General features: G+C 68.8%; 23 protein-coding genes. 14 read left to right on the top strand and 9 right to left on the bottom strand.

The features are described from left to right. Positions 1-2: 2 nt before the first annotated feature. Entirely contained in the window at positions 3-245 is a 243-nt protein-coding gene (locus tag B7R24_RS09350) for a hypothetical protein (protein ID WP_116418703.1), read from the bottom strand. Positions 246-284: 39 nt separating this feature from the next. Between B7R24_RS09350 and B7R24_RS09345 the strand changes: the two genes are divergently transcribed. Continuing rightward, complete coding sequence (locus B7R24_RS09345) at positions 285-854, top strand: fluoride efflux transporter FluC (protein WP_116418702.1); 570 nt, start codon at positions 285-287, stop codon at positions 852-854. Further along, the gene (gene crcB / locus B7R24_RS09340) at positions 851-1,240 is read left to right on the top strand and encodes a fluoride efflux transporter CrcB (protein ID WP_116418701.1); all 390 of its coding nucleotides are present in this window, start codon (positions 851-853) and stop codon (positions 1,238-1,240) included. The genes B7R24_RS09345 and crcB overlap by 4 nt, the downstream gene beginning before the upstream one ends. Here crcB and B7R24_RS09335 read toward each other — a convergent pair. Continuing rightward, positions 1,224-1,589, bottom strand: a complete 366-nt coding sequence (locus tag B7R24_RS09335) for a hypothetical protein (RefSeq protein WP_116418700.1) — start codon at positions 1,587-1,589, stop codon at positions 1,224-1,226. The two genes, crcB and B7R24_RS09335, sit on opposite strands and share 17 nt — an antisense overlap. A 12-nt stretch (positions 1,590-1,601) precedes the next feature. On the opposite strand from B7R24_RS09335, the gene B7R24_RS09330 reads away from it, so the two are divergent. The 6 genes from B7R24_RS09330 (at position 1,602) to B7R24_RS09305 (ending at position 5,870) form a co-directional block, all read left to right on the top strand. Further along, a complete protein-coding gene (locus tag B7R24_RS09330) occupies positions 1,602-2,732 on the top strand; it encodes an FAD:protein FMN transferase (protein WP_116418699.1) in 1,131 nt (376 codons plus the stop codon). Further along, positions 2,732-3,331 (top strand): ferric reductase-like transmembrane domain-containing protein, encoded by a 600-nt coding sequence (locus B7R24_RS09325; RefSeq protein ID WP_116418698.1) that lies wholly within the window; start codon positions 2,732-2,734, stop codon positions 3,329-3,331. The genes B7R24_RS09330 and B7R24_RS09325 overlap by 1 nt, the downstream gene beginning before the upstream one ends. Continuing rightward, complete coding sequence (locus B7R24_RS09320; protein WP_116418697.1) at positions 3,328-4,620, top strand: NADH-ubiquinone oxidoreductase-F iron-sulfur binding region domain-containing protein; 1,293 nt, start codon at positions 3,328-3,330, stop codon at positions 4,618-4,620. The genes B7R24_RS09325 and B7R24_RS09320 overlap by 4 nt, the downstream gene beginning before the upstream one ends. Then, entirely contained in the window at positions 4,617-4,841 is a 225-nt protein-coding gene (locus B7R24_RS09315; RefSeq protein WP_116418696.1) for a ferredoxin, read from the top strand. The genes B7R24_RS09320 and B7R24_RS09315 overlap by 4 nt, the downstream gene beginning before the upstream one ends. A gap of 90 nt (positions 4,842-4,931) precedes the next feature. Continuing rightward, on the top strand, positions 4,932-5,201 hold the full coding sequence (gene rpsO / locus B7R24_RS09310) for a 30S ribosomal protein S15 (protein WP_104243121.1): 270 nt from the start codon (positions 4,932-4,934) through the stop codon (positions 5,199-5,201). A gap of 69 nt (positions 5,202-5,270) precedes the next feature. Further along, positions 5,271-5,870 (top strand): hypothetical protein, encoded by a 600-nt coding sequence (locus B7R24_RS09305; protein WP_116418695.1) that lies wholly within the window; start codon positions 5,271-5,273, stop codon positions 5,868-5,870. A 2-nt stretch (positions 5,871-5,872) separates the two neighbouring features. On the opposite strand, the gene B7R24_RS09300 is transcribed toward B7R24_RS09305, so the two are convergent. Together B7R24_RS09300 and B7R24_RS09295 are read right to left on the bottom strand one after the other, a co-directional pair. Next, complete coding sequence (locus B7R24_RS09300) at positions 5,873-7,405, bottom strand: GH25 family lysozyme (RefSeq protein ID WP_116418694.1); 1,533 nt, start codon at positions 7,403-7,405, stop codon at positions 5,873-5,875. 145 nt (positions 7,406-7,550) lie between these two features. Further along, entirely contained in the window at positions 7,551-8,714 is a 1,164-nt protein-coding gene (locus B7R24_RS09295) for a GH25 family lysozyme (protein WP_216363659.1), read from the bottom strand. 466 nt (positions 8,715-9,180) lie between these two features. Here B7R24_RS09295 and B7R24_RS09290 point away from each other — a divergent pair, with 466 nt between their 5' ends. The 4 genes from B7R24_RS09290 to B7R24_RS09275 all read left to right on the top strand — a co-directional run bounded on the left by B7R24_RS09290 (position 9,181) and on the right by B7R24_RS09275 (position 14,793). After that, a complete protein-coding gene (locus B7R24_RS09290; RefSeq protein WP_116418692.1) occupies positions 9,181-11,484 on the top strand; it encodes a polyribonucleotide nucleotidyltransferase in 2,304 nt (767 codons plus the stop codon). 218 nt (positions 11,485-11,702) lie between these two features. Then, positions 11,703-12,695: an NADP-dependent oxidoreductase gene (locus B7R24_RS09285; protein ID WP_116418691.1), complete on the top strand. Its 993-nt coding sequence runs from the start codon at positions 11,703-11,705 to the stop codon at positions 12,693-12,695. 83 nt (positions 12,696-12,778) lie between these two features. Beyond that, a complete protein-coding gene (locus B7R24_RS09280) occupies positions 12,779-14,188 on the top strand; it encodes a M16 family metallopeptidase (RefSeq protein WP_116418690.1) in 1,410 nt (469 codons plus the stop codon). Positions 14,189-14,190: 2 nt separating this feature from the next. Beyond that, positions 14,191-14,793, top strand: coding sequence for a histidine phosphatase family protein (locus B7R24_RS09275; RefSeq protein WP_116418689.1), 603 nt, complete (start codon positions 14,191-14,193; stop codon positions 14,791-14,793). Positions 14,794-14,822: 29 nt separating this feature from the next. Here B7R24_RS09275 and B7R24_RS09270 read toward each other — a convergent pair whose 3' ends face one another. From B7R24_RS09270 to B7R24_RS09260, 3 genes are all read right to left on the bottom strand, one after another. Next, a complete protein-coding gene (locus B7R24_RS09270) occupies positions 14,823-15,062 on the bottom strand; it encodes a hypothetical protein (RefSeq protein WP_116418688.1) in 240 nt (79 codons plus the stop codon). 90 nt (positions 15,063-15,152) lie between these two features. Continuing rightward, positions 15,153-15,992: a sigma-70 family RNA polymerase sigma factor gene (locus B7R24_RS09265; protein ID WP_116418687.1), complete on the bottom strand. Its 840-nt coding sequence runs from the start codon at positions 15,990-15,992 to the stop codon at positions 15,153-15,155. A 25-nt stretch (positions 15,993-16,017) separates the two neighbouring features. Next, positions 16,018-17,232, bottom strand: a complete 1,215-nt coding sequence (locus tag B7R24_RS09260) for a hypothetical protein (protein ID WP_116418686.1) — start codon at positions 17,230-17,232, stop codon at positions 16,018-16,020. A gap of 119 nt (positions 17,233-17,351) precedes the next feature. On the opposite strand from B7R24_RS09260, the gene B7R24_RS09255 reads away from it, so the two are divergent. Both B7R24_RS09255 and B7R24_RS09250 read left to right on the top strand, forming a co-directional pair. Then, positions 17,352-18,083, top strand: coding sequence for a sensor histidine kinase (locus tag B7R24_RS09255; protein WP_147304009.1), 732 nt, complete (start codon positions 17,352-17,354; stop codon positions 18,081-18,083). A gap of 35 nt (positions 18,084-18,118) precedes the next feature. Continuing rightward, complete coding sequence (locus B7R24_RS09250) at positions 18,119-18,493, top strand: response regulator transcription factor (RefSeq protein WP_116418684.1); 375 nt, start codon at positions 18,119-18,121, stop codon at positions 18,491-18,493. Here the strand turns inward: B7R24_RS09250 and B7R24_RS09245 are convergent. Then, positions 18,490-20,043, bottom strand: coding sequence for a flavin-containing monooxygenase (locus tag B7R24_RS09245; RefSeq protein WP_253259372.1), 1,554 nt, complete (start codon positions 20,041-20,043; stop codon positions 18,490-18,492). The genes B7R24_RS09250 and B7R24_RS09245 overlap by 4 nt on opposite strands. Further along, complete coding sequence (gene cofG, locus B7R24_RS09240) at positions 20,040-22,397, bottom strand: 7,8-didemethyl-8-hydroxy-5-deazariboflavin synthase CofG (RefSeq protein WP_116418683.1); 2,358 nt, start codon at positions 22,395-22,397, stop codon at positions 20,040-20,042. Before cofG ends, B7R24_RS09245 begins: the two co-directional genes overlap by 4 nt. Positions 22,398-22,400: the final 3 nt, after the last annotated feature.

Here is a 22,400-nt window from a genome sequence, read left to right as displayed (position 1 = left end):
CCCTACTCGCTTGACGCGTTCCAGTCGTCGGCACGCTCGACGTAGCCGCTGACGACCTCGATGACGTCGTCGCTCGGAACATAGGCCGGGTTGGCGTCGTAGTGCTCGAGTTCGCCCTGCAACCGCTCGATCTCGGCGTCGATCTCGAGCACGACGATCGCATTGGACTGCGCGTTGTCGAGGTTGACCAGCATGTCGAGGGCTTTCTCGATGTCGGCCCGGCCGGCGAAGACGTAATTGCTCATGGCCCGAGTGTAGAACCTCGGGCTCGTAGGATTGTGACGATGACCGATCCGCGCCGAGACGACGAGCCGCCGATGCGGCGGGAGCTGCCCTTCGACAGTGATGTCGAGGTCGACGATGACGACGTCCCCGTCGATTCGCACTCGGGCGGCCCCGTCGGCCGTCCTGCGCACCACCGGCCGGCGTTGCTCCTCGCCGTGGGAATCGGCGGGGCCGCCGGCACGCTGGCCCGCTACCTGCTGCAGCAGGCGGTCATGCCCTGGCAGGGCCTGCCGGTCATCACTGTCGGCATCAACCTGCTCGGGGCGTTCCTCCTGGGGCTGCTGCTCGAGTCGCTGATGCGGGCAGGCGGTGATCACGGGTCGAGGCGGGTACTCAGGCTGCTGCTCGGAACCGGTGTGCTCGGCGGCTTCACCAGCTACAGCGCGCTCTCGGTCGACACCGTCACCCTTCTGCACGCGGGGGAGGTGGGCCTCGCCGTGCTCTACGCGCTCGGCACGGTGGTGGTCGGTGCGGTGGCGTCTGTTCTCGGGATCGCGGCGGGTGCGGCCGGGTACCGCAGAGTCCCGGGTGGCGGGCCGACGATCCGCCGAACGGAGGGGCGCTCGTGAATCCGTTGCTCGTGGCGCTGCTCGTCGCAGTGTCGGGCGGCGTCGGTTCCGTCGTGCGATTCGTGGTCGACAGCGCGGTGCGCGCCCGGTTCGGCACCGCGTATCCCTGGGGCACGACCGTCATCAATGTGTCTGGTTCGTTCCTGCTCGGGCTTGTGACCGCCCTGGCGCTCGGCGCCCTGCTCAGCGCCGACTGGCGATTCGTGCTCGGCACCGGCCTGCTCGGGGGGTACACCACGTTCAGCACCGCGAGCTTCGAGACCGTTCGGCTCGTGCAGGTCGGCCGCTACGGCCCGGCGCTCGCCAACGGGCTCGGGATGCTCGTGCTCTCGGTTGCGCTCGCAGCCCTCGGGTTCTGGGTCGGCACGCTCATGGCAGGCTCATAGCATCCTCCAGCGTCACGTCGAGCCAGTCCTTCCATACTGAGAACATGAATCTTCGGGAGAGCGGCAGACGACGGGCGGCGCTGGTCACGGTGGCTCTCGGTGCGGCCAGTGTCATCGCGGCCGGAGCGACGAGCCTGGCCCTCTGGGTGAACACGCCCCTGACGGGAAGCGACGCGGCGTCATCCGACACGGGAACCTCGAGCACGGAGACGGGCACCTCGAGCACGGACACGGGTTCGTCTTCCTCGACGAGCCCCGACTCCGGCTCGACCTCCTCCGGCACCTCCTCCGGCACCTCTGGTTCGGGTTCCGTCTCCTCCGGCTCGGGCGGCTCCTCCCACGCCACCACGACGGGATCCTGATGACCCTCGAAGCGCCCGCTCCGCCCGCCGCCGCTGCCGGCGCAGCCGCCCCGCCCGCCGCCGCGCGCGAATGGGCCGTGTGGAGCACCACCGCCCGCGTGGTCGTGACCGATCCGCGTTCCCTGGACGCGGCATCCGCGATACTCGCCGGTGTGCTCGACGAGGTCGAACGCGCGTGCAGCCGCTTCACGGGTACGTCGGAACTCGCGCTCCTGCAGCCGCGCCTGGCGGGTGGCGCCGAGGTGAGCCCGTTGCTCGCGACGCTCGTGCGCGTGGCCCTCGAGGCGGCGCGGTTGACGCAGGGAGCTGTCGATCCGACCCTCGGAAACGCTCTGGCCAGGCTCGGGTACGACAGAACGTTCGAGGCGCTCCCGAGCGGCCGGTCATCCGGAGCGGCCGACGGTGACACCGACACCGACACCGACCCCGACCCCGTCGCCACCACCTCCCCGTCGGCGTCGGTCGTCACGCTCTCGACATCCATCCCCGGCTGGCGACGCGTCGGGATGGTCTCGCCGGGGTCGGACCGTTCGACGAACATCCTCACTGTTCCGGCCGATCTGGCGCTCGACCTGGGCGCCACCGCGAAGGCCTACGCCGCCGATCTGGCTGCCGCCCGCATCGTCGCTGCTCTCGGCGGCGGCGCGCTCGTGGCCCTCGGCGGCGACATCGCCACCGCCGGCACCGCCCCCCGCATCGACCGCCCGGCCGGCCCATTCCCCGCCCCTGCGACCCGCGTCGATTCACCCCCACCCACCGGCTGGCAGATCTCCGTGCAGGATCTGCCGGGCGACCCCTCCTGCCAGGTCACTCTCGCCGCCGGGCAGGCCCTCGCCACCTCGAGCACGCAGAAGCGCCGCTGGCGGCAGCACGGGCAGACGGTGCACCACATTCTCGACCCCGCCCGCGGTCTTCCCGCCGACCCGGTGTGGCGCACTGTGACCGTTGCCGCGACCGACTGTGTCTCGGCGAACACGCTCAGTACGGCATCCGTCGTACGCGGTAGAGCGAGCATCGAGTGGCTGGCCCGGCGCGGGGTGCCGGCCCGTCTCGTGAGCGGCGCGGGGCGCGTGCTGACCCTCGGCGGCTGGCCCGATGAGAACAGCGTGCACGTCAGGGCCGCACGCTGATGGATGCCGCACAGCTCGATGCCGCCCTCTGGGCTTTCGGCCGCGGAACGGGCGTCGTCGCCCTGGTTGCCCTGACGCTCTCGGTCGTGCTCGGCATCGTCACCCGCTCGGGACGCCCCTTGCCCGGAGTGCCCCGGTTCTCCATCACGCTGCTGCACCGCAACCTCTCCCTGCTGGCGTGTGTGTTCCTCGTCATCCACATCGTCTCGCTGTTCTTCGACTCGTTCGCCCAGCTGACGCCGCTCGATGTCGTGGTGCCGTTCTTCGGCGATTTCCTGCCGTTCTGGCAGGGTCTCGGAACGGTCGCGGTCGACCTGCTCATCGCGGTGATGGTGACCGCGCTGCTGCGCAACCGCATCGGGCTCCGGGCATTCCGCACCGTGCACTGGCTGGCCTATGCGACGTGGCCGATCGCGCTGGCGCACGGCATCGGCAACGGAACCGACGGCACGAGTGCGTGGTTTCTCTGGGTCAGCGCGCTCAGCGTGCTGCTGGTGCTGGGTGCCGTCGGCTGGCGTCTTTCGACGCGGTTCGTCGAATTCTCGGGTGCGCGAACCGCGTCGCCCACCGGTTCCCAGCGAGAGGTCCAGCCACGATGACTCTCACCGACTGCCCGCCCGGGGGTGCGCCCCTCGGGCCTCCTGGTGATTCGCGAACCCCGGGCATCCCCCTCGTCTCCGGGGCCGTCGGGGCCCCCGAGGGAACCGCCCGGCTCTTTCTGGCCGCCAGCACCACCCTCGCAGCTCACCGGGCCGCTTACGGAGACCTCCCCACTGCGAATGCCGACTCCCTGATCGACCAGCTCCGCCTGTCGAGCCTGGACGGCCGGGGAGGCGCCGCCTTCCCCGTCTGGCGAAAGCTCGCCTCGACGCGCGAGCACTCCGGTCGTGCGAAGGGCCGGCGCCCAATCGTCATCGCGAACGGCTCCGAAGGCGAACCCCTCAGCCGAAAAGACATGACACTGATGACCCGCGCGCCCCACCTGGTGATCGACGGGCTGCTTCTCGCAGCGGCCGCCGTCGGCGCCCCCGACCTGCACCTCTACGTCTCCGCTCGTGCGGCCGACGCCGCCCGCCTGGCCCTCGACGAGAGACCGGATGCCCGCCACGTGACACTCGTCACAGCCCCCGACGCGTTCGTCGCGGGTGAGGCGACGGCGGTGGCGAACGCGATCGAGCGCGGGGTCAGCGTTCCCCGCGACCACGTCGTGCACCTCAGCGAGTCCGGCGTGCGCAAACGTCCGACCCTGGTGCAGAACGTCGAGACCCTCGCCCAGCTCGCGCTGATCGCCCGTTTCGGTGCCGACTGGTTTCGTTCGGTGGGCACATCAGACGAACCCGGCACCCGCCTCGTGACGGTGACCGGCGACGTGCCCGCTCCCCAGGTACTCGAGGTCGCGGGTGGAACGGCCCTGGTGCACCTCCTCGCTGCAGCCGGCGCCGGACCGGGCGAACTCCGTGCGGTTCTCGTCGGCGGCTATCACGGCGGTTGGGTGCCCGCGGAGCACGTCGGTGCACCCTTCTCGAAAGACGGGCTCCGGATGTTCGGGGCAGCGCCCGGCGCGGGCGTGCTGATGGCACTCGCTGCTTCGAGCTGCGGGCTCGCCGCCTCCGCCTTGATCGCCGACTACCTCGCCGCGCAGACCGCGGGCCAGTGCGGACCCTGCGTGAACGGACTGCCCGCCCTCGCCGGGGTGTTGCGCCGGCTCGCCGGGGGAGCGGTCGATGCCGCGCTGCCCGCCGAGATCGCACGTCTCGCCGACCTCGTCACCGGCCGCGGATCGTGCTCGCACCCCGATGGCACCGCGCGCTTCGTTCTCAGCACCCTCACGGCCTTCGCCGACGATGTCGACGCTCACCTGCACGGCAGGTGCGTGGTGAACCCGTGACCGAGACGCTGCACATCGACTGGACCCTCTGCGATGGGCGGGGCCTCTGCACCGAGCTGCTGCCCGAGCTGCTCGGGCGCGACGAATGGGGGTACCCGGTCGCACGCACGTCGCCGGCTGCCGAACGTTCCGACGTTCCGGTACCGGTCGCGCTGCTCGCCGCGGCGCGGGATGCCGTGGCACTGTGCCCGAGGCAGGCACTCCGGCTGGATCGGTGCTAAACTCCCAAGGTTGCCGTCAAACGGCCGCGGATCAAGAGAGCTCACACATCCCGTGATGAGCACCGCGCAACGAGGGAAAAGGGGTCATCTATGCCGCTAACGCCAGATGCCAAGAAAGCCATCATCGACGAGTACGCCACCCACCCGGGTGACACCGGTTCTCCCGAAGTGCAGGTCGCAATGTTGACCACTCGCATCCTCGACCTCACGGAGCACCTCAAGTTTCACAAGCACGACCACCACTCACGTCGTGGCCTGCTGCTGCTGGTCGGCCAGCGTCGCCGTCTTCTCGGCTACCTGCAGAGCGTCGACATCGAGCGTTACCGCTCGCTGATCGCGCGCCTGGGCCTTCGTCGATAGGTCTGATCTTGGCGGATGGGCCGTTCTCCCGCGGGGGAGCGGCCCATTTTTCACATCCCATGACTTCCGATGAAGCGTAAGAAACTCCCTCTCTGGCGCTGGGACCCGTTTCTCGCGGGCCTCGTTCTGGGACTGTCTGTGGTCGCGGCGCTGTTCCAGCGGCTCGACATCGATGTCGTCAGCCCGATCGTCCTCACCGTGCTGCTGATCGCAGCGATCGCCGCTGCCCTGGCGCTCGTGCTGCCGTTATTCGTCCCCGCACTGCGGCGCGACGGCGAGGGCACGCTGACGCTGAACGACCGAATCACTCTGGTGCCGCTGCCCACCACCGAGACGTTCCCCGTCGTCGACGGCCACCGGCACCAGACCAGTGTCGACGCAGCCCTCGCGCGCGGTGGCAGCGAGGTCACGGCCGTTCTGGTTCCGGGCGCAACGGCCTGGATGGGCCGCGATCTGCGGGTCGCCGTCGACGCCGTCGTGGGCACGCACGTCTACCGCCTCGGCTACCTGCCCCGCGAGATCGACCAGCAGACCGCTGCCGCGCTGCAACCGCTCGCGTCACAGGGGCTCTACCGCACGGTGCCGGCGAGCATCCTGAACCAGAAGCGGCCGTACCGGGTGCTCGTCGCGCTCGGGCCGTCGCTCAGCGAGCTGCCGCCCGCGTCGTGAGATCAGAACGTCCGTGTCTGGCTGCGGGCGTAGTACTCGCCGCTGCTCGTGAACCCTGAACGGAGCCCCGAGTCGCCGATCTGCAGGGCCACGTTCACCCAGCCCTGCAGCCCCGCGGCGTCGGGCACCCGGCCGAGGTACAGCTGGTACATCGCGCTCACGCGCTGGCTGATCGTCTCCTGCGCGTCCCAGTACTGCGCAACCACCCAGGCGCGCCCGTTCTGGGCTATCAGGTTGGCCCAGAACGTGTAGTCGGCGTCGGTGCCCTGGCGGTGCAGCAGCGTCGTGTAGAGCGAGGCGACGAACGACTTGTTCGTGTTGCCATGGTTCTGGAAGTACTCGGTCGAGGAGTAGAGCGAGGTCTCGATGTCATCGGTCGTGATGCCACCGCTCTTCATGGCGTTCAGCCAGCTGAGCCGCCCGGGAGCGTCGGGGGAGCGCCCGAGCACGGTCTGGTAGGCCGCATCGATGCGCTGCAACCGGTACTCGTCGCTGTTCACGAAGCCCGCGGCGACGGCCGTTCGCGGAGCACCCGCGGCGAGCCTGTCCTGCCAGCCCGCCGATTCCTGAGGGGCTGGGGCACGCTTGAGGTAGTCCTCGTAGAGCGCGGTGATGTAGTTGCCGTCGGGCGTCGCATGCCGGGCGAACGCGGTCAGCGCGGCAGCCGATCCGTTGAAGACGTCCTGGTCGCCGGGGAAGACCGGACTGCCCCGGTCATCGGCGTACTGCCAGAAGGAGTACGACGACCAGGAGGCCGGGAGGGCGCCCGGGCCGGTGTTCAGGTCGTAGGTCCAGTGTGCGAGAAAGAGCGAGTTGGCGCCGAAGGACGTGCTGCCGGCCATGCAGGTCTGCCAGAAGTCGGGGTTCGTGTAGATGGTCGGCCGGATGCCTGTGCGTGCCAGCACCGTGTTCGAGAAGTCGCGCGCCCACGCCGTGAGCTGGGCCGGGCTCAGGTTGTAGCAGGTGTTGACGCTGACGTCGCCGTACTTCAGATAGGTGTTCTTCTCTAGGTCGAGCACGGGCGGAAGGGTCTTACCGTCTGGGGTCCAGGCGCCGCCGTGACCGAGGAACCAGTTCGCCTGGCTGGTGCCGCTCGACTCGAAGGGGTCGGCGAAATGGTAGGCGCCGCGGAGGAACCCGGCGTTCGTCGCGCCCTTCCACTGGCTCGTGAACGAGCTGTTCGTGGAGTTGTAGCTCTCCGTCGCCTTGATGAAGACGAAACGGGCACCCTTGGTGTACGCCGACCCCCAGTCGACGTTCGGCTGGTAGCCGCTGACATCCATGCCGAGAACTCGGGGGTTCGGCCCGCCCGCGGCCTGGGCCTGGGTGCTGCCATCGGAGGTGGTTCCGGATGCTGCGTCTGCGGTGGTGGCGCCGAGCACGTGGTCGCGGGCATCGTTCTGCGCGTCGATCGACGGGGTCTGCCCGTCTGCCGTGTCAGCGGCTGCCCCGTGGGCGACACCGCCCAGGGCGATGGTGGTGGCGATGACGAGACCCACCGCACCCGATCGGATGAAGGACGTGAACGTGCTCATGCGCTACTGCTCTCTGTTGCGAATGCCCCCCAGCGTGCAACCCCGCGGCAACCCCCGCGCACAACGCCGTGACGCTCATCCTGCTACAGATCGCGCCGCCGGGACAGCCCGCGCGCTGAGAGGCGTCTCAGAAATCCCCGCACGCTCAGTGGCCGGATTGTGCCCGGGCGAAATACTCATCGCTCGACGTGAGCCCACTGCGCACGCCCGAGTCGCCCACCCGGAGACCGAGCGTGACCCAGCCCGCCAGCCCACCGGCATCCGGCTGGCGGCCGAGGTAGCGGTCGTACATCGCTCCGACCCGCTTGCCGATGGTCTCGGTGCAGTTCCAGAACTGCGCTGTGACCCAGGCCCGGCCGTGCTGGGCGACGAGGGCGGCCCAGAAGGCGTAGTCGCTCTGGGAACCGTCTCGCCCGAGCAGGGTGTCGTAGAGAGCCCTGGCATACGACGTGTCGGTGCCGCCGTGTTTCAGGTAGTACTCCTCGGAGCTGTAGAGCGTGGTCTCGATGTCGTCGGTGGTGATGCCGCCGTTCTGCATCACCCCCAGCCAGCCCTGGCGCCCGCTCTCCTCCGCACCGCGGCCGAGAATGTCGCGGTAGGCGGCGTCGATTCGCAGCAGGCGGTATTCGGCGCTGTCGACGAACCCGCCGGCGATCGACGACCTCGGCGACCCGGTCGCGAGGAAGCCCTCCCAGAAGTGCAGCTTCGAGTAGTCGCCGTTGAAGAGGTCCTGGTCGCCCGGGAACGTGCCGGCGCTGGCGTACTGCCAGAGCGAGAAGTCGCCCCAGCCCGCCGGCAGGGTGCCGGGGCCGTCGGCAAGGTCTTCGGGCCAGCGCGCGACGAACAGGGGATTGGACCCGAACGACGGATCGTTGCCCGTGCAGAGCTTCCACCAGTTGGTCGTCGAATAGATCGCCGGCACTACACCGGTGCGGGCCTGCACCGTATTGGAGAACTCCCTTATCCAGGCCGACATGACCGGCTGGCTGAGCCCGTAGCAGCTGTTCGTGCCGTCGGAGCCGGTGTAGGGGTCGTATTCGATGTCGAGCATGGGCGGCAGGGTGCGGCCGTCGGCACTCCAGGTGCCCCCGTGGTCGACGAACCAGTTCGCCTGCACAGCCCCGGTCGACTCGTAGGGGTTCGCGAAGTGGTAGGCGCCCCGCACCATGCCGACGGATGTCGCGCCCGACCACTGCCGGGAGAAGTGGCTCGAGGCGTAGTCGTTGCTCTCTGTCGTCTTGATGTAGACGAACCGGGCTCCGTCGGCCCAGGCCGTCTTCCAGTCGACGTTCGGCTGCCAGCCGCTCACGTCCATTCCCAGTACGTGCGTTCCCGGGGCCGCCGATGCCCGGGCATCCGGAGCCGCCTGCGGGCGAAGCGTGACGCAGACGCAGACGCGGACGGGGCAGCGGAGAGAAGCAAGGCGACAGCAGCAACAGCCGAAACAATCCTGTGAAGAGATGACATAGCCTCAGTTTAGTGGGCCGCACAGCGTGCCGCTAGGCCTCCAGGGCCGCCCGGCGTAGACTGGGGGAGCTACACACGGAGCAGGCAGGTACGAAGCTGGTCACCGGTGGTGGTATCCCGGGCCGGTGCTCGGTGTATTTCTACTGTTGGCCAGTCGTATATTCGCTCCTGAGGTATGCGTTCGCGCGATGCGCTCCGCATGCCCTGCTCCAAGGAGGATCGCTTCCCACACGGGGAACCGACGTTCTCCGCGCCGGTATGGCGCGGAACACCGTGTCAGCCACTGACAAAAAGGAGAGAAACCCCATATGGAGGGTCCAGAGATCACATTCGCCGAAGCCGTTCTCGACAACGGTTCGTTCGGTACCCGCACGATCCGATTCGAAACCGGCCGTCTCGCGCAGCAGGCACAGGGTGCCGTCGCTGCGTACCTCGACGAAGAGACCATGCTCTTGAGCGCCACGAGCGTCTCGAAGCACCCGAAGGACAACTTCGACTTCTTCCCGCTCACCATCGACGTCGAAGAGCGTTCCTACGCCGCCGGCAAGATCCCCGGCTCGTTCTTCCGTCGCGAGGGTCGCCCCTCGACCGAGGCCATCCTGGTCTGCCGCCTGATCGACCGGCCGCTTCGCCCGTCGTTCGTCACCGGCCTCCGCAACGAGGTCCAGGTCGTCATCACCGTGCTGTCGATCGCCCCGGGCGAGTTCTATGACGCACTCGCGATCAACGCGGCCTCCGCCTCGAGCCAGATCTCGGGCGTTCCGTTCTCGGGCCCGATCGGCGCGGTGCGCCTCGCGCTCATCGGCAAGCAGTGGGTGGCCTTCCCGACCGCCGCGCAGCTCGCTGACGCTGTCTTCGACATCGTCGTGGCCGGCCGTGTCGTCACCGACAAGAACGGCAACGACGACGTCGCGATCATGATGGTCGAGGCCGAAGCAACCGAGCACGCGTGGGGCCTCATCCAGGCCGGCGCCACCAAGCCCGACGAGGCCGTCGTCAGCCAGGGCCTCGAAGCCGCCAAGCCCTTCATCAAGCAGCTCGTCGGTGCACAGACCGTTCTCGCCCAGACGAGCGCCAAGGCCATCGTCGACTACCCGGTGTTCCTGCCGTACTCGAAGGAGTCCTACGACAACGTCGCCGGCCTCGCGTACGACGAGCTCACCCGCATCTACCAGATCGCCGACAAAATCGAGCGCCAGGACGCGGATGACGCGCTCAAGGCCCGCGTAAAGACCGCGATCACCGAAAAGGTCGAAGCAGACGCCGTTCCCGCCGTCGTGCTCGCCGAGTTCAGCGCCGCCTACAAGGCCGTCACCAAGGTGGTCGTGCGCGGTCGCATCCTGCGCGACGGCGTGCGCATCGACGGCCGAGGACTTTCCGACATCCGTCCGCTGGATGCAGAGGTCGAGGTCATTCCCCGGGTGCACGGTTCGGCGATCTTCCAGCGCGGCGAGACCCAGATCCTGGGCGTCACCACGCTGAACATGCTGAAGATGGAGCAGCAGATCGACTCGCTGAGCCCCGTCACCAAGAAGCGCTACATGCACCACTACAACTTCCCGCCCTACTCGACCGGTGAGACCGGCCGCGTGGGTACCCCGAAGCGTCGCGAGATCGGGCACGGCTTCCTCGCCGAGCGCGCCCTCGTGCCGGTGCTGCCCTCGCGTGAGGAGTTCCCCTACGCCATCCGCCAGGTCTCCGAAGCGCTCGGGTCGAACGGGTCGACCTCGATGGGCTCGGTCTGCGCCTCCACCCTCTCGCTGCTGAACGCCGGTGTGCCGCTTCGCGCACCCGTCGCAGGCATCGCTATGGGTCTCGTCTCCGACGAGGTCGACGGGGAGACGCGCTACGCGGCCCTCACCGACATCCTCGGCGCCGAAGACGCGCTCGGCGACATGGACTTCAAGGTCGCCGGCACGAGTGAGTTCATCACGGCCATCCAGCTCGACACCAAGCTCGACGGTATTCCCACGTCGGTGCTCGATGGCGCACTGGGCCAGGCCAAGGCTGCCCGTACCGCCATCCTCGAGGTGTTGAACGCCGCGATCTCCACCCCCGACGAGATGGCCCCGACCGCGCCCCGCGTGATCTCGGTGCAGATCCCCGTCGACAAGATCGGTGAGCTGATCGGCCCGAAGGGCAAGACGATCAACCAGATCCAGGACGACACCGGAGCCGACATCTCGATCGAAGAAGACGGCACCGTCTACATCGGTGCGGTCGACGGCCCCTCGGCCGAGGCGGCGCGCATGGCGGTCAACGCCATCGCGAACCCCCTCAACCCCGAGGTCGGCGAGCGGTTCCTCGGAACCGTCGTCAAGATCGCGACGTTCGGAGCGTTCGTGTCGCTCATGCCCGGCAAAGACGGCCTGCTGCACATCAGCGAGGTTCGCAAGCTCGCCGGTGGCAAGCGCGTCGAGAACGTCGAAGACGTGCTCGGTGTCGGCCAGAAGATCCAGGTCGAGATCACCAAGATCGACGACCGCGGAAAGCTGTCGCTCGCCCCGGTGATCGATGAGGCCTCGCTCGAGGCCAACCTCGTGGCCGTGGCCGCAGACACCGAGGGTTCGGCTGCGCACAGCACCGGCCCCGAGGCGCCTGCCGAAGGCTAACCGCCCCGCACACCCAGCAGTTCGTCGGCTCGCGCCGGCACAGGATGCCCGCCCGCACACGCTCATCACGAGTGGTGCAGGCGGGCATCCGTCGTCTCCGGGCGGAACGCCCGAGCCGGCCGCGTGTACCACGCGTTCGACAGGCTCGCGAACATCCGCGTGTCACTTGCCTCGAGGGCACAGGCGGGCGGATGATCGGGGCAGAGAGAAGGTTTGCCATGAGTCGCACCGCCATGACCACGAAATCCGTCCAGTTCTCCGAATTCGGTGGAGTCGAGGTGCTCGAGTTCGTCGAGGTGCGCATGCCCGAACCCGGCCCGGGCGAGGTGCTGGTCGAGGTTCTGGCGGCAGGGATCAACCACATCGAGGCGTACATCAGGCAGGGACGGTTCGCAGATGAGATCGCGACGTCGAAGAACCAGACGCAGGGCAGCGACTTCGCCGGCATCGTCGTTGCTGTGGGCAATGGGGTCACGCAGTTCAAGCGCAATTCCGAGGTGCTGGGCCATGCGCGCATGTCTTCCCACGCCTACCACATCGTCGTCAAGGCGACCAGTCTCGTGATGAAGCCCAAGCAGCTGCCGTGGGAGGTCGCCGGGGCGCTGTTCCTCGCCGGCCTGGCAGCGCACGACCTCGTCGAGCAGGTGCATGTCGGCGAGGGCGACACCGTGGTCGTCTCGGCGGCCGCCGGGGGAGTGGGCAGCATAGAGATCCAGCTCGCGAAGCTCAGGGGCGCCACGGTCATCGGCACCTGCGGGGAACGGAACTTCGACTATCTGCGCCAGCTCGGCATCAAGCCGGTGGTCTATGGCGACGGGATCGTCGAACGAATCGAGAAGCTCGCTCCCAACGGGGTCGACGCCTACCTCGACAATTTCGGCCAGGATGGCGAGGGCATCGCGAAGGAGCTCGGCGTCGACCCCTCGCGCTACACGTCGAGCGAGCAGCGCAAAGACCTCGAGCTGAAGGCGATCTGCCCCGACGCCGACGGCGAGGCGCACAACACCGAAGTGCTCGGCAAGCTCGCAACCCTCGCAGCCGACCGCCGCGTCTCGGTGCTCATCTCGGGCTACTACCCGTTCGGGTTCGTGCGCGACGCCTTCGACGATCTCGAGAAGCGCCACGCCCGGGGCAAGATCGTGCTCGGAATGAAGCCCGCCCACAGTCTCGGCATCATGAAGGCCCGCGACGTCTCGGATGCCCGCGACTGACGTCAGCCCGTCGTGGCGGAGTCCCCCGTCTGCGGGGCGGGGTCACAGGGTCTGGCCGGGGCCATCCACTAGTGTGGGATGCGATGAACGGTGCTGTTGCTCTTCCCCTCGACCTTCCCGAGCTGTCGCTCACCGCTTCAGGTGATGCCCTCGTGCGGCGCTCCGTGCTCCCCAGCGGAATCCGCATCCTGAGCGAACGCGTGCCGGGTGCGCGCAGCGCGACGATCGGCTTCTGGGTCGCGGTCGGCTCGCGCGACGAGCTCGGCGCTGTGTCCGCAGCCGATGTCCGAGACGGTGCAGGAGCGCACGGCCTGGCCGCTGCTGCCCTTCCGTCCCGTTTCGGGTCGACGCACTTCCTCGAGCACCTGCTCTTCAAGGGCACCCCGGGTCGCACCGCGCTCGACATCGCTGTGGCCTTCGACGAGGTGGGCGGAGAGCACAACGCCCTCACGGGCAAGGAGTACACCTGCTACTACGCCAAGGTGCAGGACAGAGACCTCCCGATGGCCGTCAGCGTCCTTGCCGACATGTTCACCTCTTCCGTTCTCGACGCGGCCGAGTTCGAGAACGAGCGCGGCGTGATCCTCGAAGAACTGGCGATGGCCGACGACGACCCGAACGATGTGGTGGGTGAGAGGCTGTTCGAGGCCGTGCTGGGCGATCATCCGCTCGGCCGTCCCATCGGCGGAACCAACGACACGATTCGCGCTGTCACCCGCGACGCCGTCTGGCAGCACTACCTCGCGAACTACCGGCCGAACGACCTCGTCGTGACCGTGGCCGGAGCGGTCGATCACGACGAGCTCGTCGCGCTGGTGATCGCGGCCGTCGATGGCGCCGGCTGGGAGCTCACGAAGCCCGCCCGCCCCGTCGAGCGGCGTCTCGGCAGCTCTGCCCCGGTGACCCGCGGCTCGGCCCTGTCGATCACGAACCGCCCCAACGAGCAGGCCGTCGTCATGCTGGGGTACCCGGGCCTGGTGGCGACAGACGATCGCCGCACCACTCTCAGCGTTCTCAACTCGGTCTTCGGCGGCGGCATGTCGTCGCGCCTGTTCCAGGAGATCCGCGAGAAGCGGGGGCTCGCCTACTCCGTCTACTCCTATGGGGCGGGCTACTCCGACGCAGGCCTCTTCGGCATGTACGCCGGATGCTCGCCGAAAAACGCTGCCCAGGTCAGCGAGCTGATGCTGGCCGAGTTCGACCTCCTCGCGAGAGACGGCATCTCAGTCGGCGAACTGGCGCGTGCCAAGGGCCAGCTCTCCGGATCTGCTGCGCTCTCCCTCGAAGACTCAGACACGCGGATGTCGCGGCTCGGCCGCTCCGAGATCACCACCGGTGAATTCGCCGACCTCGACGAGGGTCTTCGTCGCCTCGATGCCGTCACCGTCGACGACGTGCAGCAGCTCGCTGCCTCGCTCATTGCCGGCTCGCTCTCCATCGCAGCCGTCGGCGCCCTCGAGGCCAGCACCTTCGACCGGGTGGTGCAGTCGTGACGATGGGCCACGTTCTCTACCTCGTGCGGCACGGCGAGCAGGTCGACGCCGAATACGGCGTGGCCGATGGGCCGCTGTCGCCCCGGGGCGAGCGCCAGGCACGCCTGATCGCCGATCGCCTCGGCGGAGTGCCGTTCAACAACGTCTGGCACTCCCCGTTGCAGCGCGCCGCCGAGACCGCCGCGATCATGGCGAAGCAGCTCCCCGCGCTCGACCCGAAGCCCACGCCGCTCCTGTTCGACTGCGTTCCCACCGAGTACTCGCCCGAGATGCCGAAGACGTTCGAGCCGTTCTTCAACTCGGTCACGGAGGAGGAGGTCGACGCCGGGCGCGCCCAGATGGCGGATGCCGTCGCCGAATTCCTGACGCCCTCCCGCGAGACGACGCACGACCTCCTCATCACGCACAACTTCGTGATCGGCTGGTTCGTGCGCGAAGCCCTCAGCGCGCCGGGCTGGCGCTGGGTCGGCGTCAACCAGGCGAATTGCGCCCTCACGATCATCCGGTATCGAAGCGGGCGCAAGCCCGAACTCGTGACGCACAACGACCTCGGCCACCTGCCGGTCGAGCTGCGCACCGGTCTCGCCGACCAGCAACCCTACTGACGGGGCGGTCGGCGGCGGTATGCCGCGGCTCACCTCTCGGGCAGGGCCGCGAAGTCGCGTTTGACACCCGAATACCAGTCCATGGCCCTCTTCGGATGACGCCAGCGGCCCTTCATCGCGTCGCGGGCCTCGCTGTGCGTCACGTCGCCGCCCTTCACGGCGTCTCTGAGGTGACGGTCCTGGGCTTTGATGATCTCGTCTGCCGTCGCTTCTGTGTGCTGTTGGTCGCAGGGCCCGCCCAGCGAGCGGCAGGTCATGGTCTTCGTCATGGTGTTCTCCTCCTGGGTGCCTGAACGGCGCCCCTTGTCTCTCTGACGATCGGGGGCCCACGAATGTGACGCCGAATCTGAATCGGTCTGTCAGGCCGTGCCCCCGTGGCGCGTCGCGACCTCGGCCAGCGTGCGGGGGTCCGCCCGAAAGACGATGCTCTGAACCAGACCGTCGACGACGCCGAAGTCGAAGGCCACGCGGGCCTCGCCGCGGTGGAACCAGGCTGCGCCGGGGCGACCGTCGATGAACGCGGGCAGAGCGGCTCGGGCACTGCCGTCGAAGAACGTGGCGACAGCATCCCTGCCTCGAATGGACGTCGGCGTTCCGGCGAGAATCGCTGCTGCATCGGCGCTCACCTCCGCCTCGGGGGCCAGCAGGCTGAGCAGGCGTTCGAGGTCGCCGCCCCGTGCCGCCGCCAGGAATGCGTCGACGACCCGCCAGTCGGACACCGGGCCGTCATCATCGCTCTCTGCGACCTTGCCTCTGGCGCGCGACGCGAGCTTTCGGGCTGCGGCGGCGCTGCGGTCGAGAATCTCGCCGATGCTCTCGAAGTCGAACCCGAAGCTGTCGGCGAGAACGAAGGCGACGCGCTCGTTCGGTGTCAGCCTCTCGACCACGATGTGGAGCGCCTGGCCGACGGCCTCCGTCTGCTGGGCGGCCACGGCCGGGTCGTCTCTCTCGCTCGCGCGGTCGGGTACCTCCGCCGGCTGCGGGATGCGCGCCCGCAGTCTGTCCAGGCACAACCGCGTGGCGACTGTCGTCAACCAGCCCGGCACATTCTCGATCTCGGCACGCGCGTTGCTGAAGCGCAACCACGTCAGCTGCACCACGTCTTCTGCCTCGTGACGATCGCCGAGCAGCCGGGAGGCGATCGCCGTCAACCGGCTTCGCTCGAGCTCGAACGCGTTGGCGTGCCCCCTGTCGTGCATCCTCACGAATCCTCGCGAATCCGGGTCAGCGACACTGGGCAGCGACGGCGATCTGCGCGTCGGTGGGTCGTCCGTAGGCCTGGATGCCGGAACCGTCGACGTCATAGCCCAGGCTGATGGACCAGGCCGTCGCCCACATCTCCTGGTTCTGGCCGATGGCCGGGTCGGCGAAGAGGGTGGCGCAGCGGAAGATCTGGGTGTGGCCCACCTCGTGGGCGACGAGCGCGCGGGCGTCGGTGTCGTTGAGGCCGTCGTTCCAGGCGTCTTCCATCGAGTAGTTCAGACTGATGATCGCGTACCCGCCGTGGTCTTCGTACGGTTCGGCCGTTCCGGAGAGCCAGCCCTCTCCCAATCCGTCGACCTCCGGGGCCCAGACGAACTCGAGCGCGACTCCGCGGCTGAGGGAACGGGCGTACGCCTCGATCTCCCGACGCACCGCCCAGGCCGGGTCATCCTGTTCGGCCTGGTTCGTGCCCTGTGACGAACGAACCTGCGACTCGGCCTCGAACACCGAGCCGAGGAACGCTCCGTTGCGGCTCGCGCTCATCGCGGGGTTCCGTGCCTCCTCGACCAGATCGAGCAGCGCGACCTGCACCGAGCGGTCTGAGAGCGCGTTGGCGGCGATGACCTGTTCCGCACTCTGGGCGGTCGTCTCGAAGTACGCCGCCTCCGATGCGCTGGCTGCCTCACCGGCCGACTTGGTCGCGCCGGTCGACGCGACCAACCGTTCCGTGGCCTGCTGGGACTGCCGGGCGGCATCCTCGAGCGTCTCGGCCTCCGACGTGAGCTGCCACGGAGGCTCGTACCCGCCGGCGTCTGCGCGCTGGGGGAGCGCGGCCGGTTCCGGTGCGTTCGGCGAGGATGCCAGGGGCTCGAGCACCGCGAGGTCGCGTCGCACGGCGTCGGCCGGGGCGCTGGTGTCTGCGCTGAACTCCGCGCGGTCGACGATGGAGCGAACGCGCACGGCGAGGGTGTTCACGTCGGCCCGCCGGGCGTTGTAAGCGTGCACGGCCGCCGACTCGTCTGCGAGCTGGGACTGCAGCGCGGAGCCTGCGGCCTCATAGCGGGTCTCGCTGAGCGAGCTCCAGAACCAGAACCCGGCGCCCATGACGACCACCACCGCCAGGGCACCGAGCGCGATCAGCAGGCGGCGCCTGCGGGGGGAGCGCGCGGCCGGTGCGAGACGTCCTGCGGCAGGGCCGTCGGTGAGGCCCTCGGCGGGCCCACGTGCGTCGCTCATCTCCGTAGCGCCAGCAGCGTCGCTGGCGCGAGCGTCATCATCGGTCATCCGGCTGACAGTCCTCCCCGGCCGCGGTCAGTGCACCACAGCCTACCCACTGCCCACGCTGCCCGCGGATCGTGGCCGAAGACGGCCGCATGCACGGTGCCTCGTTCTACGTCGGACTCGCGCCCTACGCGATCGCGATCGGCGTGGCCAGCACGCTGCCCTGGGTCTCTCTGGCCATCGTGTTCACCATGCCGGCGTTGCAGTTCATCGGGTTGCTCGAGCCCCCGGAGGCGACGTCGTGGCCGGTCGCCGGCGCGAGCATCCTCGTCGCCTTCTTGGTCACTCTGAGCGCTCGAACCCTTGTCACGTGGGTCGGTCTTCTGGTTGTGCTGCTCCACGCGATGGTGGTCGGCATTCAGCTCGCCGTCGCGGTCGCTGACGGGGCACGGTTCCTTCGCGAGGCGAAACCCGAGACGACCGACACCGCACTCCGGGAGTTCGCCGACACTGCCCGCTCGGCTCTGCTGGACCTCCGTGGACTGATCGAGGGTCTGCGGGATGAGGCCGTGAACAGGCCGCAGCCGACCCTGGCGGACCTGCCCGCGCTCACGGGTCGACTGGCCGCGGCGGGAATGACGATCGAGACCGAGCAATTCGGCACGCCAGAGCTGCTCACGCCGAGCCGGCAGGTGGTGGTCTACCGCACCATCCAGGAGAGCCTCACGAATGCGCTCAGACACAGCGGCGCCCATCCCGCGGCCGTGATCACCTTCAGTTGGGAGGGGCCGGGTCTTGCCCTGTCGATCACCAGCACCGGTGACGCACAGGCGCCAGACCCGGCGGCCGGCGGGTCATCATCCTGACCACGATCCAGCGCGAGAGGGCCGTCTTCCAGGCGATGAAGCACGGTGCCGCCGCCTTCCTGACGAAGGATGCCACTCCGGAGTTCGTGCTCCAGACCATCCGTGCCGTGCACGCGGGCGACCGCGTGGTGCACCCCGGAGCGACGATGAGACTCGTCACGGAGTTCGAGGAGGCGCCCGCGGGAGTCGGTCCACGGCCCGTCGACGCGATCGCGGTGCTCTCGCCGCGCGAGCAGGAGATCTTCCTGCTCGCGGCCAAGGGGCTGAGCAACAGTGCCATCGCGGGTGCGGCGTACATCAGCGAAGCCACGACCAAGACGCATGTGCGCAACATCCTGAACAAACTGTGGCTGCAGAGCCGCGCCCAGATCGTCGTCTACGCCTACGAGAACGGGCTGCTCACGCCCTAGGTGTGCGGGGTGTGGGTTGTGGTGTCGGCTTCGCCGCGGCCGGGCGCCGGGGCCGGGTCGAACGGCGCCGGGTCGAAGATCCCGTTCTGGGTTCGGAAGGATTCTGCGAGACCCGGCCAGAGCAGGGTGAGGCGGTTGCTCCGCTCGTCGACGTACCAGCTCCGACAGCCACCGGTCAGCCAGACGGTTCGGGCAGCGGCCTCGTCGACCGAGCGGGAGTAGGCGGCCTCCGCCTCGGCCGTCACGTCGAGGTCGGTGCCGGGGTGACGAGCGAGGTGGTCGAGGGCACCGAGGATGTAGTCGATCTGTGTCTCGATCATGTGGATCGCCGAATTGTGACCGAGGCTCGCGTTCGGGCCGTCGATGATGAAGAGGTTGGGAAAGCCGCTGACGACGGTGGAGGCGAACGCGGTCATCCCGTTCGACCAGTGATCGGCGAGCAGCACACGGCCCCGGCCGGTGACACGCCCGGCGAACGGCTGCTGGGTGGAGTGGAATCCGGTCGCGAGGATGAGCACATCGATGTCGTGGCTGCGGCCGTTCCGGGCGGCGACGCGGCGTCCCTCTATCGACACCAGCGCCGAGGTCTCCAGGGTGACACCGGGCAGGGTGAGGGCGGGGTAGTAGTCGTCGGAGACGAGGATCCGTTTGCAGCCGAAGACGTAGTCCGGCGTGAGGGCGAGGCGAAGGGCCGGGTCCTCCACCTGCGCGTCGAGGTGGTTGCGCCACCGTGCGCGTTGGTCGCTGAGGTCGGGCTCCGTGCCGAGGCGGCTGGGGAAACCGGCCTCAGCCTGCCGGAACGCCTGGTCGCGGGATGCCTCCAGGAGGTCGGGTCGTGACTCGAAGAGTTCTCTCTCCCTGACGCTGTAGCGGCGGTTCAGGCGGGGCACGACGTAGGGTGCGCTCCGCTGGAAGACCACGAGTCCGGCAGCTTTCTCGGCGATCTGCGGGATGATCTGAACGGCGGATGCGCCGGTGCCGGTGATACCGACACGAAGGCCTTCGAGATCGATTCCCTCGGGCCAGCGACTGGTGTGGAAGAGCGGCCCGGGGAACGAATCGAGGCCCGGGATGGCGGGGATCTTCGGCTCGGAGAGCCGCCCGGCCGCGGCGACCAGAGATCGTGCGGCGTAGACACCGTTCGTGGTCTCCACCTCCCAGCAGCCCTCATCCTGATTCCACTCGGCTTGCAGCAGTTCCGTGTTCAGCCGCAGGTGGGGAAGAAGGCCTCCCTTGAGCACGCACTGTTCGAGGTAGGCGCGGATCTCGGGGCCGGCGGCGAACCGGGTACTCCATCGCGGGTTCTGTCGGAACGAGAACGAATACAGGTGCGAGGGGATGTCGGAGGCCACGCCCGGGTAGGTGTTGTCGCGCCAGGTTCCTCCGACGCTGCCCGCGCGCTCGATGATGGTGAAGGAGTGGCGCCCTTCCCGTTCGAGGCGGAGCCCCATGCCGATACCCGCGAATCCTGCCCCGACGATGAGCACGTCGACGAGCGGGGCCGGCCCGGCCGGCAGGGCCGACGGCGGGCCCTCGCGGGGTTCTGTCACCTCGTTTCGATCGGTCGGTAGAGCGTGGAACGCTGCCACGCCGTTCGACCGAGCCTCCGGGCGTACCCGGCCACGTCGTCTGCGCTCAACTGGCGACCGGACTCGGCACCGGCCGCCGGGTTGAGCGACCCGTCCAGAAGCACACCGCCGAGGTCGTCAGCGCCGCCGTTCAGCACCGTAAGCGCACCGGCTGGGCCGAGCTTGGTCCAGGCGGCCTGGATGTGGCCGATGTGATCGTCGAGCACCAGCCGGCTGACCGCGATGACGGCCCGCGACCGACGGAGGTTGGGGGTTCGGCCCGTGAGGTGCGCGGGCATCGCGGGATGCTCGGCGGGAACGAACGGCATCGGAATGAACTCGGTGAACCCGCCGGTCTGCTCCTGCACTGCAACGACGGTGCGCAGGTGCGCCACGATCTGGTCGGCTCTCTCGATGTGCCCGTAGATCATGGTGGCGGTGGAGCGAAGACCCGCCCGGTGTGCAGCCGTGATGATGTCCAGCCACTCGGCGACCGGGATGTCGCGGCCGCCGGTCATCGTCTGGCGTACCTGGTCATCAAGGATGCGGGCCCCGGTTCCGGGTACGGAGCCGACCCCCGCCTCCGCCAGGGCGGCGAGGTGCTCCGGCAGCGCGAGACCCGAACGGGCCGCTCCGTCGGCGAGTTCGACCGGCCGGAAGGCGTGCAGGTGCAGTGTCGGCTGGGCGTCGACCACGGCGCGAACGAGATCGCGGTATGCCGACGCGCCCAGCTCGGGGCGGGCGAGCCCCTGCATGCAGATCTCGGTGGCCCCGAGCGCTGCGGCCTCGGAGGCCAGGGCGCCGAGGTCGGCGAGCGTCAGGCCGCCGGCGCGACCGCCGCCCCTGCCGGCATCCGTGTCCCCGACGAGCGATGAATCGAGGTTCCGGTTCATCACGAAGCTGACGGTGGCGCCGAACCGGGAGCTCCGGAGCTCGTCGGCGAGGGTGGCCAGCGCATCAAGCTCTGCTCCTGTCGCACGCAGGAGCGCCGTGAGGTCTGCGTCAGCGAGGGCGGACGGCGAGCGTTCCGCACGTTCGAGTGCCATCGAGACCGTCGAGCGCACTGTGACGTGCACCCTCCCGAACGCTGAACTGCCTGCACCCGTGCCCTGCAGACGTGCCGGTTGTAGAGGGGTGCCCTCGTCGCGAGCGAGCCCGGCACTGTCGGCCAGGGCTCGAACGAACGGCAGCACAGCGGGGTCGAGCCAGGGTGCGCCTTCCCGGATGTAGTGCGGGTGGGTCGTCAGTCGTTCCCTGAGCGCGTAGCCGCCGGCCGCGGTGAGGCGGGCCAGTTCGTCGATCTCCGGCCACGGCCGTTCGGGGTTCACGTGGTCGGGGGTGAGGGGGCTCACGCCGCCCCAGTCATCGATCCCGGCGCGGATCAACAGCTCGAGTTCTGCCGAATCGGTGAGGTTCGGCGGTGCCTGCAGCCGTGCATCCGCCCCCAGCACCAGCCGGGTGACGGCCACGGCTGCGACGTACTCGTCGGTCGCGAGGTCGCCGGCGCCCCTCATGGCGGTCGAATCCTTCGCGCGGAAGTTCTGCACGATGGTCTCTTGAACGTGCCCGTGCTCGGCCGCGGAGGCCCGGATGGCGAACATCGCGTCGACCCGCTCGGCGGGCGTCTCGCCGATTCCGACGAGCACCCCCGTGGTGAACGGGATCTTCAGACGCCCGGCGTCGTCGAGCACCCGGAGCCGAACGGCCGGCTCCTTGTCGGGCGAGCCGAAGTGCGCCTCGCCCTTCTCCGACCACAGCCGTGTCGCGGTCGTCTCCAGCATCATCCCCATCGAGGGCGCGACGCGCTTCAACGACGCCAGCTCGGCCGGTGTCATCACGCCGGGGTTCAGGTGCGGCAACAGTCCTGTCTCCACCAGAACCCGTTCGGCCATGTCACGGACGTAGTCGATCGTCGACTCGTAGCCGTGTTCGTCAAGCCAGTCCCTCGCGGTGGGCCACCGGTTCTCCGGCCGGTCACCGAGCGTGAACAGCGCCTCCTTGCAGCCCATCGCCGCGCCCTGCCGGGCGATCTGCAGCACGTCGTCGGTCGAGAGGTAGGGCGCGATTCCCGCCCGCGCGAGACTGCCGGGGGACTGTACGAAGACGCAGTAGTGGCATCTGTCCTGGCAGAGGTGCGTCAGTGGGATGAAGACCTTGCGGGAGTAGGTGATGACCCCGGGTCGTCCCGCCCGTTCCAGGCCCTCGTCTCTGAGCCTGCCGGCCACAGCGAGAAGCTCGTCGAGTTCGGCGCCTCGCGCGTGAAGGAGCGCCTCGGCGGTCACCGGGTCGGGGTACACGCCCGAACGAACAGCGGTGAGGGCATCGCCCGTGTTCACAGG

The organism is Subtercola boreus (assembly GCF_003399645.1).
Taxonomy (GTDB): domain Bacteria; phylum Actinomycetota; class Actinomycetes; order Actinomycetales; family Microbacteriaceae; genus Subtercola; species Subtercola boreus_A.
Note: the sequence above shows the minus strand (reverse complement) of the source record. Positions and strands in the feature narration are given on the sequence as shown.

Coding starts and splice junctions, on each gene's coding strand:
- rpsO (WP_104243121.1), top strand. CDS start 4,932: ATGCCGCTAACGCCAGATGCCAAGAAAGCCATCATCGACGAGTACGCC.
- B7R24_RS09280 (WP_116418690.1), top strand. CDS start 12,779: ATGAACGGTGCTGTTGCTCTTCCCCTCGACCTTCCCGAGCTGTCGCTC.
- B7R24_RS09330 (WP_116418699.1), top strand. CDS start 1,602: ATGACCCTCGAAGCGCCCGCTCCGCCCGCCGCCGCTGCCGGCGCAGCC.
- B7R24_RS09260 (WP_116418686.1), bottom strand. CDS start 17,232: ATGAGCGACGCACGTGGGCCCGCCGAGGGCCTCACCGACGGCCCTGCC.
- B7R24_RS09345 (WP_116418702.1), top strand. CDS start 285: ATGACCGATCCGCGCCGAGACGACGAGCCGCCGATGCGGCGGGAGCTG.
- B7R24_RS09320 (WP_116418697.1), top strand. CDS start 3,328: ATGACTCTCACCGACTGCCCGCCCGGGGGTGCGCCCCTCGGGCCTCCT.
- B7R24_RS09290 (WP_116418692.1), top strand. CDS start 9,181: ATGGAGGGTCCAGAGATCACATTCGCCGAAGCCGTTCTCGACAACGGT.
- B7R24_RS09305 (WP_116418695.1), top strand. CDS start 5,271: ATGAAGCGTAAGAAACTCCCTCTCTGGCGCTGGGACCCGTTTCTCGCG.
- B7R24_RS09270 (WP_116418688.1), bottom strand. CDS start 15,062: ATGACGAAGACCATGACCTGCCGCTCGCTGGGCGGGCCCTGCGACCAA.
- B7R24_RS09300 (WP_116418694.1), bottom strand. CDS start 7,405: ATGAGCACGTTCACGTCCTTCATCCGATCGGGTGCGGTGGGTCTCGTC.
- B7R24_RS09325 (WP_116418698.1), top strand. CDS start 2,732: ATGGATGCCGCACAGCTCGATGCCGCCCTCTGGGCTTTCGGCCGCGGA.
- B7R24_RS09285 (WP_116418691.1), top strand. CDS start 11,703: ATGAGTCGCACCGCCATGACCACGAAATCCGTCCAGTTCTCCGAATTC.
- B7R24_RS09350 (WP_116418703.1), bottom strand. CDS start 245: ATGAGCAATTACGTCTTCGCCGGCCGGGCCGACATCGAGAAAGCCCTC.
- B7R24_RS09250 (WP_116418684.1), top strand. CDS start 18,119: ATGAAGCACGGTGCCGCCGCCTTCCTGACGAAGGATGCCACTCCGGAG.
- B7R24_RS09265 (WP_116418687.1), bottom strand. CDS start 15,992: ATGCACGACAGGGGGCACGCCAACGCGTTCGAGCTCGAGCGAAGCCGG.
- B7R24_RS09275 (WP_116418689.1), top strand. CDS start 14,191: ATGGGCCACGTTCTCTACCTCGTGCGGCACGGCGAGCAGGTCGACGCC.